Annotated in this window: 11 protein-coding genes and 1 pseudogene; 1 reads left to right on the forward strand and 11 read right to left on the reverse strand. The window is 71.7% G+C overall.

The window, feature by feature from the left end; all coding sequences use genetic code 11:
• Window position 1: 1 nt before the first annotated feature.
• From AB0N16_RS32755 to AB0N16_RS32790, 8 genes and pseudogenes are all read right to left on the reverse strand, one after another.
• A complete protein-coding gene (locus AB0N16_RS32755) occupies window positions 2–2,314 on the reverse strand; it encodes a molybdopterin cofactor-binding domain-containing protein (RefSeq protein WP_365803050.1) in 2,313 nt (770 codons plus the stop codon).
• Entirely contained in the window at window positions 2,311–4,032 is a 1,722-nt protein-coding gene (locus AB0N16_RS32760; protein ID WP_365803052.1) for a 2Fe-2S iron-sulfur cluster-binding protein, read from the reverse strand. The genes AB0N16_RS32755 and AB0N16_RS32760 overlap by 4 nt, the downstream gene beginning before the upstream one ends.
• Window positions 4,029–4,922 (reverse strand): FAD binding domain-containing protein, encoded by an 894-nt coding sequence (locus AB0N16_RS32765; RefSeq protein ID WP_351701304.1) that lies wholly within the window; start codon window positions 4,920–4,922, stop codon window positions 4,029–4,031. The genes AB0N16_RS32760 and AB0N16_RS32765 overlap by 4 nt, the downstream gene beginning before the upstream one ends.
• A gap of 305 nt (window positions 4,923–5,227) precedes the next feature.
• On the reverse strand, window positions 5,228–6,877 hold the full coding sequence (locus AB0N16_RS32770; RefSeq protein ID WP_365803054.1) for a beta-N-acetylhexosaminidase: 1,650 nt from the start codon (window positions 6,875–6,877) through the stop codon (window positions 5,228–5,230).
• Between the two features lies 1 nt (window position 6,878).
• Window positions 6,879–7,724, reverse strand: a complete 846-nt coding sequence (locus AB0N16_RS32775) for a carbohydrate ABC transporter permease (protein ID WP_365803056.1) — start codon at window positions 7,722–7,724, stop codon at window positions 6,879–6,881.
• A pseudogene (locus AB0N16_RS32780) lies at window positions 7,721–7,880 on the reverse strand (sugar ABC transporter permease); the annotation flags it as partial. The gene AB0N16_RS32775 and the pseudogene AB0N16_RS32780, both read right to left, overlap by 4 nt.
• 216 nt (window positions 7,881–8,096) lie before the next feature.
• The gene (locus AB0N16_RS32785; protein WP_351701319.1) at window positions 8,097–8,378 is read right to left on the reverse strand and encodes a DUF3039 domain-containing protein; all 282 of its coding nucleotides are present in this window, start codon (window positions 8,376–8,378) and stop codon (window positions 8,097–8,099) included.
• A gap of 51 nt (window positions 8,379–8,429) precedes the next feature.
• Complete coding sequence (locus tag AB0N16_RS32790; protein WP_365803216.1) at window positions 8,430–9,002, reverse strand: YqgE/AlgH family protein; 573 nt, start codon at window positions 9,000–9,002, stop codon at window positions 8,430–8,432.
• Between the two features lie 251 nt (window positions 9,003–9,253).
• Between AB0N16_RS32790 and murA the strand changes: the two genes are divergently transcribed.
• A complete protein-coding gene (gene murA, locus AB0N16_RS32795) occupies window positions 9,254–10,594 on the forward strand; it encodes a UDP-N-acetylglucosamine 1-carboxyvinyltransferase (protein ID WP_365803058.1) in 1,341 nt (446 codons plus the stop codon).
• Window positions 10,595–10,769: 175 nt separating this feature from the next.
• On the opposite strand, the gene AB0N16_RS32800 is transcribed toward murA, so the two are convergent.
• The 3 genes from AB0N16_RS32800 to AB0N16_RS32810 all read right to left on the reverse strand — a co-directional run bounded on the left by AB0N16_RS32800 (window position 10,770) and on the right by AB0N16_RS32810 (window position 15,430).
• Window positions 10,770–11,051 carry an HU family DNA-binding protein gene (locus tag AB0N16_RS32800; RefSeq protein WP_189268239.1) on the reverse strand — a complete coding sequence of 94 codons (282 nt, stop codon included), beginning with the start codon at window positions 11,049–11,051 and terminating at the stop codon, window positions 10,770–10,772.
• A 334-nt stretch (window positions 11,052–11,385) separates the two neighbouring features.
• Entirely contained in the window at window positions 11,386–12,789 is a 1,404-nt protein-coding gene (locus AB0N16_RS32805) for an NAD-dependent malic enzyme (RefSeq protein ID WP_365803061.1), read from the reverse strand.
• A gap of 325 nt (window positions 12,790–13,114) precedes the next feature.
• Window positions 13,115–15,430 (reverse strand): UvrD-helicase domain-containing protein, encoded by a 2,316-nt coding sequence (locus tag AB0N16_RS32810; protein ID WP_365803063.1) that lies wholly within the window; start codon window positions 15,428–15,430, stop codon window positions 13,115–13,117.
• Window positions 15,431–15,469 lie beyond the last annotated feature (39 nt).

The following is a 15,469-nucleotide window of genomic DNA, read 5'->3' on the forward strand; positions in this document are numbered from 1 at the left end:
CTCACTGGCCCGTGACCACCGCCGCCTGCGGGCGGATCGGGAGGCGGTTGACCGGGCGGCCGGTCGCCGCGCGAACGGCGGAGGCGATGGCCGCGGGGGAGGTCACGACCGGTACCGCGCTGACCGACTTGGCGCCGAAGGGGGCGACCACGTCCCGTTCCTCGACGAGCTTGACGATCCGGATGTCCGGCGCGTCGAGGGCGGTCGGCAGGGCGTATCCGGTGAGGTCGGGGTGGCGGATCAGTCCGCGCGGGGTGCGCAGGTTCTCCGTGAGCGCGATGCCGACGCCCTGGGTGACGCCGGCCTCGATCCGCGCGTTGAGCTGCGCCGGGTTGAGGACCCGGCCCACGTCCTGGGCGACGGCCAACTCCACGACGCGTACCGAGCCGAGTTCGATGTCGACGTCGACGACCGCGCGGATCGCGCAGAAGGCGAGGCCGACGAAGGCGTCGCCCTGTCCTTCCGCGTTCAGCGGCTCGGTCGGGTGCGGGCGGCACTGTGCGGTGGCCCACAGTTCCTTGCCGTCCAGCGCCTCGGTGACGGTGGTCGACAGGACGCCGTCGTACGACGTGATCTTGCCGTCGGTGATCTGGAGCAGCTCGGTGGACATGCCGAACTTGTGGGCGAGGGGCTGGAGGAGCTGGGTGCGGACCATCTTGGCCGCGCGTTCGACGGCTCCGCCGGAGACCCAGGTGTGGCGGCCGCGGCAGCCGGGGCCGGCCGGCGGCTGGTCGGTGTCGACGGGCGCCACGTGGACCTCGTCGATGCCGAGCGTGTCCTGGACGATCTGGCGGGCCAGCGTGGTGAAGCCCTGGCCGGTCTCCACGGCCGCGCAGAGCACGGTCGCGATCCCGTCGTGGACCTTGACGGTGGCCGTCGAGACCTCGTCGGCGCCCTCGGCGCCGAGCATGTGGACCATGCCGAGGCCGTAGCCGACGCCCCGGCGCACCGCGCCCGGCTCGCCCGCGCCCTCGGGACCGCCGGGCAGCAGCCACTCGTCCTCGGGGGTGTCCTTGGGGAGCGCGGGGAGCGGGAAGTCCCGTACCGCCTGCAGCAGCTCGGCGACGGGGGCCGGGCAGGTCACCGTCTGGCCGATGGGCAGCAGGTCGCCGGTCGCGAGGGCGTTGCGCAGGCGGATCTCGGCGGGGTCGATGCCGAGTTTCTTCGCCAGCTTGTCCATCTGCGCCTCGTAGGCGGCGCACACCTGCATGGCGCCCTCGCCGCGGACATGGCCGGAGGGCGGGTTGTTGGTGCGTACGGCCCAGCCCTCGATGAAGGCGTTCGGGACGACGTAGGGGCCGCAGGCGAAGGAGACCGCGGCGGCCAGGGACTCGGCGGAGGTGTCGGCGTAGGCGCCGGCGTCGAGCAGAATCTGGGCCTCGACCTTGACCAGCTTGCCGTCGGCGTCGGCGTGGTGCCGGTAGCGGAGCAGGGTGGGGTGGCGGTGGGCGTGGCCGAGGAAGGACTCCTCGCGCGTGGCGGTGAGTTTGACCGGGCAGCCGGTCTTCAGGGCGAGCAGGCCGAGCGGCAGCTGGAAGCCCTGGTCCTCGCGGTCGGCGGTCGCGCCCGGCACGCCGGTGACGACGATCTTCACCTGTTCGAGCGACAGGCCGAAGCAGGCGGCGGCCGTGTTGCGGTCGGTGTGCGGGTCGGTGGAGGCCAGGTACAGCTCGACCCCGCCGTCGGGGCGGGGCACGGCGAGTCCGGCCTCGGCGCCGATGGGGGCCGGGTCGGCACGGCCGATGCGGTACTGGCCCTCGACGACGATCTCGCCGGCCGCGTCCGGGTCGCCGTGGCGCAGCGGGATGTGCCGGATCAGGTTGCCGTCGGGGTGCAGCGGCTCGGCCTCGAAGGCCTGCTCGGGGTCGATGACCGGGTCGAGCACCTCGTACTCGACGATGACGGCGGCGGCGGCCATCCGCGCGGTGTCGGGGTGGTCGGCGGCGACGGCGGCGATGGGCTCGCCGTGGTGCCGTACGACCTCGGCGGCGAACACCGGGCGGTCCGGCGTGCCCCGGCCGTGGCGGGGGGTGCCGGGCACGTCCTCGTGGGTGACGACGGCTCGTACGCCGGGCATCTCGCGCGCGTGGCTGGTGTCGATCGACACGATGCGCGCGTGCGGGTGCGGGGAGCGCAGCACGGCCGCCCACAGCAGGCCCTCGGCCCACAGGTCGGCGGCGTACGGGAAGGTGCCCTCGGTCTTCGCGCGCGCGTCGGCGGGCGGCAGCGACACGCCGAGGCCGTGCGGCAGCGGCTCGGGGGCGGGGACGGCGCTGTCCGCGGCGGTGGTCGTGGTGACGGTCTCGTTGGTCACGCCTGGCCTCCGTCCGAGCCGTAGGGCTGGTCGCCGTAGCTCTGACTCTGGTCGCCGAACGTCTGGTCACCGCCGTACGACTGGTCGTACGACTGCTCGCGCCGCGCGTCGTACGACGACTGCTCGCGCTGGGCGGGGGACGCGAAGGTGCCCGGGGAGTCGAACGCCGACGCGTTGACGCCGCCGGCTCCCGGTCCCGCCTGATGTGGAATACGGGGCTCGTCGCCATCCGTCTCAGCGTCGGCGGCGGCGTGCGCCTCGCGTTCGGCGACGACCTCCTGGACGGCGTCCAGGACGCCCCGGTAGCCCGAGCAGCGGCAGAGGTTGCCGCACAGGGCCTGGCGGGTCTCCATCTCGGTGGGGGCCGGGTTGCCTTCCAGCAGGTCGTGGACGGTCATGGCCATGCCCGGGACGCAGAAGCCGCACTGGACGGCTCCGCGCAGGGCGAGCGCGCGTTGGACGTCGGAGGGCCGGCCGTCCTGGGCGAGGCCCTCGACCGTGCGGACCTCGCTGCCGGCGGCGGTGACCGCGGGGACCAGGCAGGAGGCGACCAGGCGGCCGTCGACCTGGACGTTGCAGGCGCCGCATTCGCCCTGGGAGCAGCCGTCCTTGGCGCCGGCCAGGCCCAGGCGCTCGCGGAGGACGTAGAGGAGGGACTCGCCGATCCAGGCGTCGGTGACGGGGCGGTCGGTGGCGTTGACGCGGAGGACGTAGGAGGCGAGGGGGTGGTCGTCGACCGTCTCGGCTTCGGCCTCGGCGTGTTCCTCGCCGCGCGCGGCACCCGTGTCGCCTTCGTCGTCGGGTGCGGGTGGCCCCTGTGGGGGCGTGTCGCCGTCGGTGGCCTGCGGGTCGGCGGTGGGGTGGTGCGGGTCGAAGGGCCCGGTGGGGTGCTGGGCGGGCGCGCCGGGGGGTCCGTCGGCTTCGGCCGGGCGGGCCGCGGCCGCGTCGCCGCCGACCGCGGCCTCGGCCGGAGCGTGTTCACCGGCGCCGGGCGACTCGCCGACCGCGCGGTGTGCGGCGGCGTCAAGTGACTCGCCGATCGCCCGGAGTTCGCCCGTATCGGCCTGTTCGTCCGGTTCGTTCGCCACCACCGCGCCGGGCGCAGGCGCCGCTCCGGCGGCCTCGAGAGGGGAACCCGGGGCGGGAGTGCCGCCGTGGCCTGCCGAGGCGCCTGAAGGGGCTCCAGGGGCCTCCGCGGGGTGTTCCCAGGCCTGGACCTCGGACGCCCAGGGTGCGGGCGCGCCGCCCGGCAGGGTCGCCGGCGGCGTGCCGCCCCACTGCTCCATGAGCGCGGACGTGGTGAACTCGCCCGATTCATCCGGAACATCACCGCCCGCGACCGGGATGGACCACTGCCCGGTCACATCGTGACCGGGCGCGGGCGGCGGCTCCTCGTACGTCCACTGCTGGGTGGCCGCCGGCTGGTACGTGAACCGGTCGTCGACGGGCCGCTCCTGGGGGACCGCGTTCGGGTCGGGCCACTGGGCGCCGTCGGCCGGCGTGCCCCAGGTCTCGGTGCCGGGGGCGACCGCTATCTGCGGCGGCACGTAGCCGTGCCCGGGCGCGGCCAGGGGGCTGTCACGGGACAGCAGGGCCTCGATGCCGCCCTCGGGGAGTTTCACGAAGGCGGTCGCGCCGTCGTCGTAGTCGCCCTGGGGCAGGGGGTCCCAGCGGCCGCCACCCGAGGGCGCGCCCTCTCCGTGCTGTTCGTCGGTCATGACAACGCCCTCCCCAGTGCTCGTCGGGCCAGCGCGGCGACGGTGCGCCGCAGGTGCAGTACGGCAGGCGGAAGCGGGGGCACCGAGCCGTCCGGCTCGGGTGCCGGGTCGGGGATGCAGGCGGCCGCGACATACTCGCCGAAGGCGTGCAGCGCCTCCGGGACGAGCGCCCGGTCGTTGTCCCAGTCGATCAGCCGGGCCACCCACTGCTCGGCCTCCAGCGGCCGCAGCGGCATCGGCGCTATGGCTCCGACGGCGCACCTGACCCCGCGCCGGGCGGGATCGAGGACGAGCGCGACGGATGCCACCGAGCGGCCGGGGCCGGTGCGGCCCGTGGCCTTCAGGAAGACCTGCGGGGCGTGCAGCAGCGGCACGCGCACGAAGCCGATCAGCTCGCCGCCGCGGAGCATCTCCACGCCGGCCAGCAGGTGCGACACCGGGATCTCCCGGCGGGATCCGCCCGGTCCCGCGATGATCAGCGTCGCCTCCAGGGCGGCGAGCACGGGCAGCGCGTCGCCGGTGGGCGCGGCCGTGGCGATGTTGCCGCCCAGGGTGCCCGCGTTGCGGATGTGCGGCGGACCGGCGGCCCGCGCGGCGGCGGCGAGCGCCGGGATCAGGGCCGCGAAGTCGGGGCGGCCCATGCGCGCGTGTGTGAGTCCGGCACCGAGCAGCGCGTTGCCGTCCTGGTACTGCCAGCCGCGGATCTCGCTGATCCGGCCGAGGCCGACCAGGGCGGCGGGCCGGAGCTGCCCGGAGTTGACGGCGGCCATCAGGTCGGTACCGCCCGCCACGGGGACCGCGGCGGGCATGGCGGTGAGGGCCGCCACGGCTTCGTTCAGCGTCGTGGGCAGCGTGACGGCCTGCGCCGCCTGCGGTGCGTGCGTGGTCAAAACCGGCTGCCCCTTCCCGCTGCCCCCACCTGATCCCACCTGGTCCCACCTGTGTGGCCGTACGGTACGTGCTCACAGGGCGGACGTGGCAACTCTGGCACATCTTCGCAAGCCTCGAACGCACGGGTCCGGTAGGAGGCATTCGCCCACCTCATCGGTGACTTGGTCCGTTTTCGTACACCATCACCAATGCGTACCGATTGACACTCTTCGGTGATCCTTGGGGTCTTTTTCCATTTCGCGTTCGGAGGGAGAAGAGGGGCGGAGAGGCGCCGGAGGGCGGCCGGAGAGGGGCTGGGCAGCGGCTAGCGCTTCGGGGGCGGGCCGTCGATCGGGCGGCCCGGCACCCCGGGGCGCCGCTGCCACGGCAGCGGTCCGGTCGGCGGCCGGTAGGCGACCCCCAGGGCGTCCAGTCGCCGGTAATGGGCGGCCATCCGGCGCTCGAAGCCGGCGAAGTCCCGTTGCTCCGGGGCCGGGAGAGCGCTCCAGGCGACCTCGGCGAAGGCGGCGAGCCGGGGGAAGGCCTGGTAGTCCACGCGCGCGTGGCCCTCCATCACCTCGGTCCAGACGTTGGCCTGGGTGCCCAGCACCTGACCCGCCTCGGACGCGTCGAGGCCCGGCGGAACGGGCTCGAACCGGTACACGTCCTCCAGGGTGCGGACGAATCCGATCGGCACGGGCTCGTCGGCGCCGTCGGCCTGCCGGTGGTCCAGGTACACATGCTGCTCGGGGCACATCACGACGTCGTGCCCGGCCCGCGCGGCGGCGATCCCGCCGCCGTAGCCGCGCCACGACGACACGGCCGCGCCCTCGGCGAGTCCGCCCTCCAGGATCTCGTCCCAGCCGATCAGTCTGCGCCCGCGCGCGGAAAGCCACTTGGCGAAGTGCCGGATGAACCACGACTGCAACTCGTCCTCGTCGGCGAGCCCGAGTTCCTTCATCCGCGCCTGCGCGGCCGGCGAGGCCCGCCACTGGTCCTTGGGGCATTCGTCGCCGCCGACGTGAATGAACGCCGAGAACTCGGCGGCGTCCGCCGGGAACAGCGCGAGCACTTCCTCGAACACCCCCTCGTAGAAGCGCAGGGTGTTGTCAGTGGGGGCGAGTACGTTCGGAGAGATCCCCCAGGTGTCCCAGACCGAGAGGCTGGAGGTGTCGATGACGTCGGTGTTGCCGAGTTCCGGATACGCGGCGATGGCGGCCTGCGAGTGGCCGGGCACGTCGATTTCCGGGACGACCGTGATATGCCGCGCGGCCGCGTAGGCGACGATCTCCCGGATGTCGTCCTGGGTGTAGTAGCCGCCGTGCGGCTTCTCCTCCCACAGCGATGAGGCCCGGTGGCCGAATTTCGTGCGGGCCCGCCAGGAGCCGACCTCGGTGAGCCGGGGGTGCCGCTCGATCTGGATGCGCCAGCCCTGGTCGTCCGTCAGATGGAAGTGGAAGACGTTGAGTTTGTGCGCCGCCATGAGATCCAGGTAGCGCAGGACGCCTTCCTTGGGCATGAAGTGCCGGGCGACGTCGAGCATGAGGCCGCGCCAGCGGAATCGGGGGGCGTCCTCGATGATCTGGTGCGGGATTCCGTACCGGATCCCGGGGCTCACGGGCGCACGGCGGAAGGCCTCCGGCCCCAGCAGCTGGCGCAGGGTCTGGGCGCCCCAGAAGACCCCGGCCGGACCGCCGCCGCGGATCTCGACCCCCCAGTTCGCGATCACGCTCAGCCGGTACGCCTCGGGCTCCAGTGAGTCGTCCAGGCACAGCCGTACGGAGTCGCGGGCGTCCTCGGTGCCGGGCCGCAGCGACAGCCCGAGGGCCGCACCGAGAGTCGAACGCAGCCAGCGTTCGGTCCCCTCGGTACCCGGGGCGGCCCACAGGGTGGTGTCCGCGTCGAACAGGACACCGCATCGCATCGGCCCCTCGATCCCGCGCGGCGCCGGAATAAGATCCACTTCGGAAGTCATGTCAGTCCTTGACCGCTCCGCCCGGTCCGGAGACCAGCCGTCGCTGTACGAGTACGAAGAACACCAGCACCGGAATCGTCATCACCGTGGAGGCCGCCATGACCCCGCCCCAGTCCGGGTCGTCCGGTTGGAAGAACACCAGCAGCGCCATCGGCAGTGTGGACTGCGAAGTGCCGCTGATGACGAAGGACTTGGCGAAGAGGAAGTCGTTCCAGGCGGAGATGAAGGAAAACACGCTCGTGGCCACCAGACCCGGCAGCACGAGCGGCAAAAGGATCTGCCAGAGAAAGCGCGACCGGCTCGCCCCGTCGATGTACGCGGCCTCCTCCAGCGCCTGAGGCACCCCTTTCCCGAACCCCCGCGGCATCCAGATCGCCAAGGGCAGCGAGAAGGCGATGTGGGGCAGGATCAGCGAGCCCAGCGTGTTCAGCAGACCGAAGTCCCGCATCTGGAAGAACAAGGGGATGGTGAGGGCCTCCACGGGCGCCATCTGGGCCACCAGAAACATGATCAGCAGGGTGGTCCGGAAGCGGAACCGGAATCGTGTCACGGCGGTCGCGGCGAGAAAGGCGATCAGCGCCGAGACGATGACCACACTGCCCGCGACGACAAGGCTGTTGACGAAGTAGCGGCCGAATTCCCGCTGTCCGAAGACCCGCCGGAAGGAGTCCGCAGAAGGCGCGAGAGTCCATGGCCGGGGCCGGTCGGACTCGATCTCACCGGCCGGTTTGAAGGCGCTCAGCACCATCCAGTACAGCGGAAAGGCGACCACGACGGCGATCGCCGGCGCCGCCGCCTCGGCGGCCAGCCGCCCCGGCCGCCGGACCAGCCCGCGCACAGGATTCACGACGGGTACAGCTCCTCCCCCTGCCGGCGCAGCAGCCGCAGGTAGTCGAGGGTCACGGCGAGCAGGATCAGCAGCGTGACGACACCGATTGGCTGCGCCGAGCCCGTACTGCGAGGACGCGAAGGCCTGCTGATAGGCGTACACGTTTCACACCACTGCAGGCACGGCCTCCGTTGCAATATGTGCAACGGTAGTTTCGCTCTGCACAACACCCACGGAGGGTAGGGGCAACATGAACATGCCGACAAGAGGTCTCGACCACGTCTCGACCACTCTGTAGACCGGCGGACGCACCCTGTGCAACGCGCGGGTACGACAAAGGCCCCGGAGCACGCCAAAGCGCGCCCGGGGCCTCGGAAGATCCGGGGGGTGTTACTTGTCCTTGCCGCCCTCGCCGTCGCCGCCGCTGCCCATGGAGTCGTAGATCTCCTTGCACATGGGGCACACGGGGTACTTCTTCGGGTCGCGGCCCGGTACCCACACCTTGCCGCACAGCGCCACGACGGGGGTGCCGTCGAGGGCGCTCGCCATGATCTTGTCCTTCTGGACGTAGTGGGCGAAGCGCTCGTGGTCGCCGTCGCCGTGGGACACCTGTGGCGTCGGCTCTACGAGGGTCCCCGTACCAGTCCCGCGCTCGGGCTCAAGAGTGCTCATAAGGCCCAGGGTACTGAAGCACCCGGGCAACGGTTGAGAGAAGGCCCACCCTCAGTTGAGCGAGGCGTCGTCCGGGTAGGTGGCCACCATCGCCAGCTCGTTGCGCTGGCGGCGGAGCACCTCGCGCCAGAGTCTCTCGGGGGCCGGCGAGGAGACGTCGCCTGGCTCCGACTCGACGACGTACCAGGCGCCCTCGACCAGTTCGTCCTCCAGCTGGCCGGGGCCCCAGCCGGCGTAACCGGCGAAGATCCGCAGGGAGCCGAGGGCCGAGGCGAGCAGCTCCGGCGGGGCTTCCAGGTCGACCAGGCCGATCGCGCCGTGCACCCGGCGCCAGCCGAGCGGGGCCCGGTCGCCGTTGCCGCCGCCCGGGATGACCGCGACGCCGAGCGCGGAGTCCAGCGACACCGGGCCGCCCTGGAAGACGACCCCGGGCTCGCCGGCGAGAGCGGCCCAGCCCTCCAGGATGTCCCGGACGTCCACCGGGGTGGGCCGGTTGAGGACGACACCGAGGGAGCCCTCCTCGTCGTGGTCGAGAAGGAGCACCACCGCACGGTCGAAGTTCGGGTCCGCCAGGGCGGGCGTGGCCACGAGCAGCCGCCCTGTGAGCGAGGACACCTCGGTCATGCCTGACATGATCCCGCATCTTCCCCTCGCATGGGGAGCCAACGGGGGTGTGGGAGTGAATGCAGCTCAGGGAGGAAGGAAGCACTCCCGGCGCACGGTGACCGGCGGTGACCCCGTGTACCCGATGAGGAACCGTTCGTGTTGTGACACACCTATGACGTAGCTGGGCGGTCCTTGGGCATACGGCAGGGGACCGATGGGCGATTACTCTGTCTCTCCGGCCCTGCCCCACTCCACGGAACGCGAGATTCATGACCGTCAACGACGATGTCCTGCTTGTCCACGGCGGCACCCCGCTGGAGGGCGAGATCCGGGTCCGCGGTGCGAAGAACCTCGTACCGAAGGCCATGGTCGCCGCCCTGCTGGGCAGTGCGCCGAGTCGGCTGCGCAACGTTCCGGACATCCGTGACGTGCGTGTCGTACGCGGCCTGCTCCAGTTGCACGGGGTGACGGTCCGTCCGGGTGAGGAGCCCGGTGAGCTGGTGCTGGATCCGACGTACGTGGAGAGCGCGAACGTCGCTGACATCGATGCCCACGCGGGTTCGAGCCGTATCCCGATCCTGTTCTGCGGCCCGCTGCTGCACCGGCTCGGGCACGCCTTCATCCCGGGTCTGGGCGGCTGCGACATCGGCGGCCGGCCCATCGACTTCCACTTCGACGTGCTGCGGCAGTTCGGCGCGACCATCGAGAAGCGGGCCGACGGGCAGTACCTGGAGGCGCCGACCCGCCTGCGCGGTACGAAGATCCGGCTGCCGTACCCGTCCGTCGGCGCGACCGAGCAGGTGCTGCTGACGGCCGTACTCGCCGAGGGCGTCACGGAGTTGTCCAACGCGGCCGTCGAGCCGGAGATCGAGGACCTCATCTGCGTGCTGCAGAAGATGGGCGCGATCATCGCGATGGACACCGACCGGACCATCCGCATCACCGGCGTGGACGAACTCGGCGGCTACAACCACCGCGCCCTGTCGGACCGTCTGGAGGCCGCCTCCTGGGCGTCGGCGGCGCTGGCGACCGAGGGCGACATCTACGTCCGCGGCGCCCAGCAGCGCTCGATGATGACGTTCCTGAACACCTACCGCAAGGTGGGGGGCGCCTTCGAGATCGACGACGAGGGCATCCGTTTCTGGCACCCGGGCGGCCAGCTGAAGTCGATCGCCCTGGAGACGGACGTGCACCCCGGCTTCCAGACCGACTGGCAGCAGCCGCTGGTGGTCGCCCTGACCCAGGCCACGGGTCTCTCCATCGTCCACGAGACGGTGTACGAGTCGCGCCTCGGCTTCACCTCCGCGCTGAACCAGATGGGTGCGCACATCCAGCTCTACCGCGAGTGCCTGGGCGGCTCGGCCTGCCGCTTCGGGCAGCGCAACTTCCTGCACTCCGCGGTCGTCTCCGGCCCGACCAAGCTCCAGGGCGCCGACCTGGTCATCCCCGACCTGCGCGGCGGCTTCTCGTACCTGATCGCGGCCCTGGCGGCCCAGGGCACGTCCCGGGTCCACGGCATCGACCTCATCAACCGGGGCTACGAGAACTTCATGGAGAAGCTCGTGGAACTGGGCGCGAAGGTCGAACTGCCGGGCAAGGCACTCGGCTGACCGCCACCTCCTGAACCCGGCCCGGGGCAGCGCCCTCCCTGCCGGGGGTCCGAGGGCCCGCGGCGGAGCCGCTGACGTCACAGCCGGTACGACGATGGGGCGGCCCCTGGTGGAGGGGCCGCCCCATCGTCGTGTTACACGCCGTACGCCGTCCCGTGGCCTACGGAAGGCAAGGTCACTTGCCCTTCGCGGATTCCTTCAGCTTCGAACCCGCGGAGACCTTCACGCTGAAGCCGGCGGGGATGTTGATCGGCTCGCCGGTCTGCGGGTTGCGCGCGGTGCGAGCGGCACGGTGGGTCCGCTCGAAGGTCAGGAAGCCGGGGATGGTGACCTTCTCGTCGCCCTTGGAGACGATGTCACCGACGACGTCGGCGAACGCGGCCAGCACGGCGTCGGCGTCCTTGCGAGTCACCTCGGCACGGTCGGCCAGCGCGGCCACCAGCTCACTGCGGTTCATGTTGTTACTCCCGTGTTCTTCTTGCCATTGAGGCGTGCCACGCGGCGGAGCCGCATGTTGGGCCGGGACGCATCCTGCCCCCACCTGCGGCGGGAACGCCAATCCGTTGCCGCCCATACCCTACGGGGGGGCCGAAGGGGGGGTTTCACGACGCGCCGATTGGATGGCGTGGCAAGTTTCACAGACGTTTACTGGGGGCTGCTGCCCCCAGACCCCCGAATCATGCGGGCGCGTCGCGTCCTGGCTGCCGGCCGGGGGGGTTGTCGCGCCCACGCGGCGGTAGCCGCACATCGACACAGCCCCGCGCCCCTGACGGGGCGCCCCCAAGGGGCGCTTACGCGCCCTTCGCCGCCTCCCTCACCGCGCCCGCCACCGCTCCCGCGACCTTCTCGTTGAAGACGCTCGGAATGATGTAGTTCGGGTTCAGCTCGTCCTCGGTGACCACGTCGGCGAGGGCCTTCGCGGCCGCGAGCATCATGTCCGTGTTCACCGTACGGGACTGGGCGTCCAGGAGGCCGCGGAAGACGCCCGGGAAGACCAGCACGTTGTTGATCTGGTTGGGGAAGTCGGAGCGGCCGGTGGCCACCACGGCGGCCGTCTGGCGGGCGATCGCCGGGTCCACCTCGGGGTCCGGGTTCGCGAGTGCGAACACAATCGCGTCGTCGGCCATGGCGGCCACGTCGTCGCCGTCGAGGACGTTCGGGGCCGACACGCCGATGAAGACGTCCGCGCCCCGCACGGCCTCCTTCAGCGTGCCGGTGAGGTCCTCGGGGTTGGTGTTGTCGGCGATCCAGCGCAGCGGCGAGTCGGCCGGGGCCTCCACCAGGTCCTCGCGGGCGGAGTGCACGACACCGCCGATGTCGGCGACGACGGCGTTCTTCACGCCGGCCGCGATCAGCAGCTTGAGGATGGCCGTACCGGCCGCGCCGGCGCCCGACATGACGACCCGGATGTTCTCAATCGCCTTGCCCGTGCAGCGAAGTGCGTTCGTGAGGGCGGCGAGGACGACGATCGCGGTGCCGTGCTGGTCGTCGTGGAAGACGGGGATGTCGAGGGCCTCGCGCAGGCGCGCCTCGATCTCGAAGCAGCGCGGCGCGGAGATGTCCTCGAGGTTGATGCCGGCGAACCCGGGGGCGATCGCCTTGACGATCTCGACGATCGCGTCGGTGTCCTGGGTGTCGAGGCACAGCGGCCAGGCGTCGATGCCGGCGAACCGCTTGAAGAGGGCCGCCTTGCCCTCCATGACGGGCAGCGCGGCCTTCGGGCCGATGTTGCCGAGGCCCAGGACCGCGGAGCCGTCCGTCACGACCGCAACGGAGTTGCGCTTGATGGTGAGGCGGCGCGCGTCCTCGGGGTTCTCCGCGATCGCCATGCACACGCGGGCCACGCCCGGGGTGTAGATCATGGAGAGGTCGTCACGGTTGCGGATGGGGTGCTTGGACTGCATCTCGATCTTGCCGCCGAGGTGCATGAGGAACGTACGGTCCGAGACCTTGCCGAGGGTGACGCCCTCGATCTCGCGGAGCTGCCCGACGATCTGGTCGGCGTGGGCGGTCGAGCTGGCCGCGATGGTGACGTCGATGCGGAGCTTCTCGTGGCCCGACGCGGTGACGTCGAGGCCGGTCACCGAGCCTCCGGAGGACTCCACGGCGGTGGTGAGCTGCGAGACGGCGGTTCCACTCGCGGGCACCTCCAGCCGGATGGTCATCGAGTAGGAGACGCTGGGCGCCGTTGCCATGGCCGACTTCCTTCGTTTCACCGTGTAGCGAGTTTTGCCGTCCGATCGTCGCACCTACCGTCGGGTAGGCGTTAGCGGGGCCTGGTTTCGTGCGTATTGTTCGCGCGAAAAAGAGGCCCACATCACACCGTGATGTGGGCCTCTTCGACGTTCATGACACCGACCCGCCATGCTCGCCTCGCGGCAAGTGGTCGCTCGTAGCGACGAAGGTTGGGCCCGGGGGCTTGGATCGGGCCGGTGTCACGACAAGGCTAACAAACGGATCCCGTAGGACCATTCCCGTCCGGGGACTTCACAGGAAACCTCCAGCCGAACGGCCCCGCGCTCACTCCCGGAGAAGGTCCGGTACCCCGGCCGCGTCCGGCTCGTCCCGCTCCCCGGAGACCACCGTCAGCTGCTGGGTCGCCCGGGTGAGGGCCACGTACAGCACCCGCAGCCCGGCCGGGGACTCGTCGGCGATATCCGCGGGCGACACCACGACCGTCGCGTCGTACTCCAGGCCCTTGGCCTCCAGACTGCCCAGGGCCACCACCCGGTCGCCGAGCCCGGCGAGCCAGCGGGCGGCCTCGGCGCGCCGGTCCATCGCGACGACCACGCCGACCGTGCCGTCGACCAGGTCGAGAAGCCGCTCGGCCTCGGCTCGCACCGTCTTCTCCAGTGAGTCGCGGACGACCGCGAAGCGGGGCTCGACGCCGGTGGAGCGGACCGCCGAGGGGGACTTGGAGCCGGGCATGGCGAGGGCCAGCACCCTGGCCGCGAGCTCGGCGATCTCCGCCGGGTTGCGGTAGTTCACGGTGAGCTCGAAGCGGCGGCGCGGGCGGGTGCCGAGGGCCTCGTCCCGCGCCTCGGCCGCCTCGTCCGGGTCGGACCAGGAGGACTGGGCGGGGTCGCCGACCACCGTCCAGGTGGCGTGCCGGCCGCGGCGGCCGACCATCCGCCACTGCATGGGGGTGAGGTCCTGCGCCTCGTCGACGATGACGTGGGCGTACTCGACGCGCTCCTGGGCGAGCCGTTCGGCACGCTCGCGCTGGGTCTCCTCGCGCGTCGGCATCAGCTCCTCCAGGCCGGTGAGCTGGTCCAGCGGGTCCAGTTCGCGCTTCTTCCGCGGGCGGACCGGGGCGCCGAGGATGGCCTGGAGTTCGTCGAGCATGGCGATGTCGTGCACGGAGTGGCCGTCCCGGCGCAGGGAGCGGGCGACCCTGCGGATCTCGCCGGGGTTGAGGATGCGGCGGGCCCAGCGGCCCAGGCGGCGCTCGTCGGCCATCGCGGTGAGGACGGCCCGCGGGGTCAGCTCGGGCCACCAGGCGTCGAGGAACTCGATGAAGGAGTCCTCCGTGACGACGTCCTCGTCGAAGGAGGAGCGCAGTTCGGCGGCGAGCTCCGGGTCGCTGTGCCGGCCGGCCGCGCCGGAGCGGGTCCACAGGGCGTCCAGGAGGAGCCTGCGGGCGCGGGGCCGCAGCAGGTTGACGGGGGCCGTGCCGCCGAGCGCGTTGTGTCTGATGCGGTCGAGTTCCTCGGCCTCCAGCTCCAGGCGGCGGCCGAAGGCGACGACTCTGAGCCGGGCCGGTGAATCGTTCAGCTCGAGGGCTCCGCGGGCGGCCCTGCGCAGCACCCGGAGCATCCGGGAGGAGCCCTTGGCGCGCGCGGTGGCCGGCGTGTCGTACAGGGTCGCCTCGGCGCCGTCGACGAGGGAGCCGATGGCGCGGATGGCGACCTGGCCCTCCTCGCCGAGGGAGGGGAGGACCCCTTCGGTGTACGCGACCAGCAGCGGGGTCGGGGAGACGATCAGGATGCCGCCCGCGTACCGGCGCCGGTCCTGGTAGAGCAGGTAGGCGGCGCGGTGCAGCGCCACGGCCGTCTTGCCCGTGCCCGGGCCGCCCTCGACGTAGGTGACGGAGGCGGCGGGGGCGCGGATGACCAGGTCCTGCTCGGCCTGGATGGAGGCGACGATGTCCCGCATGGTGTGGGTGCGGGCCTGGCCGAGGGCGGCCATCAGCGCGCCGTCGCCGATGACGGGCAGGGTGTCGCCGTCGAGGAACGCGGTCAGCTCCGGGCGCATCAGGTCGTCCTCGACCCCGAGGACCCGGCGGCCCTTGGAGCGGATCACCCGGCGTCGTACGACACGCCCGGGATCCACCGGGGTGGACCTGTAGAAGGGGGCGGCGGCCGGTGCCCGCCAGTCGATGACGAGCGGGGCGTACTCCTCGTCGAGGACGCCGATCCGGCCGATGTGCAGGGTCTCGGCGATGTCGGCGGTGTTGTCCGCGCGGACCGCGCCCTCGGCGGGCTCCACGGCGGTGTAGGCGCCGTCCGGGCCCTTCTTGCCGTCCTTGCCGAGGAGCAGGTCGATCCGGCCGAAGAGGAAGTCCTCGAACTCGTTGTTGAGCCGGTTGAGGTGGATCCCCGCCCGGAACACCTGCGCGTCCCGCTCGGCGAGGGCACCGGGGGTGCCCACCTGACCGCGCTTGGCCGCGTCGTGCACGAGGAATTCCGCCTCGTGGATCTTCTCCTCGAGGCGCTGGTACACCCGGTCGAGGTGTTCCTGTTCGACGCTGATCTCACGGTCCCGAACGGAGTCCTGACTGGAGTCCTGTTCCGAGCCGTGAGGGCCGACCGCGGATTGTTGAGCCTGAGCGGCCACCGGGCCCCCTTCTGACGTGCTGGGCAGCCGTCAACCGTA

Origin of the sequence: Streptomyces sp. NPDC051105 (genome assembly GCF_040682795.1) — a bacterium.
In the GTDB taxonomy this organism is placed as follows: Bacteria; Actinomycetota; Actinomycetes; order Streptomycetales; family Streptomycetaceae; genus Streptomyces.

Bases quoted from the DNA above. Each gene is read 5' to 3' on its own strand.
- AB0N16_RS32760 (WP_365803052.1), bottom strand. From the start codon at position 4,032: ATGACCGACGAACAGCACGGAGAGGGCGCGCCCTCGGGTGGCGGCCGC.
- AB0N16_RS32770 (WP_365803054.1), bottom strand. From the start codon at position 6,877: ATGACTTCCGAAGTGGATCTTATTCCGGCGCCGCGCGGGATCGAGGGG.
- AB0N16_RS32785 (WP_351701319.1), bottom strand. From the start codon at position 8,378: ATGAGCACTCTTGAGCCCGAGCGCGGGACTGGTACGGGGACCCTCGTA.
- AB0N16_RS32790 (WP_365803216.1), bottom strand. From the start codon at position 9,002: ATGACCGAGGTGTCCTCGCTCACAGGGCGGCTGCTCGTGGCCACGCCC.
- murA (WP_365803058.1), top strand. From the start codon at position 9,254: ATGACCGTCAACGACGATGTCCTGCTTGTCCACGGCGGCACCCCGCTG.
- AB0N16_RS32800 (WP_189268239.1), bottom strand. From the start codon at position 11,051: ATGAACCGCAGTGAGCTGGTGGCCGCGCTGGCCGACCGTGCCGAGGTG.
- AB0N16_RS32805 (WP_365803061.1), bottom strand. From the start codon at position 12,789: ATGGCAACGGCGCCCAGCGTCTCCTACTCGATGACCATCCGGCTGGAG.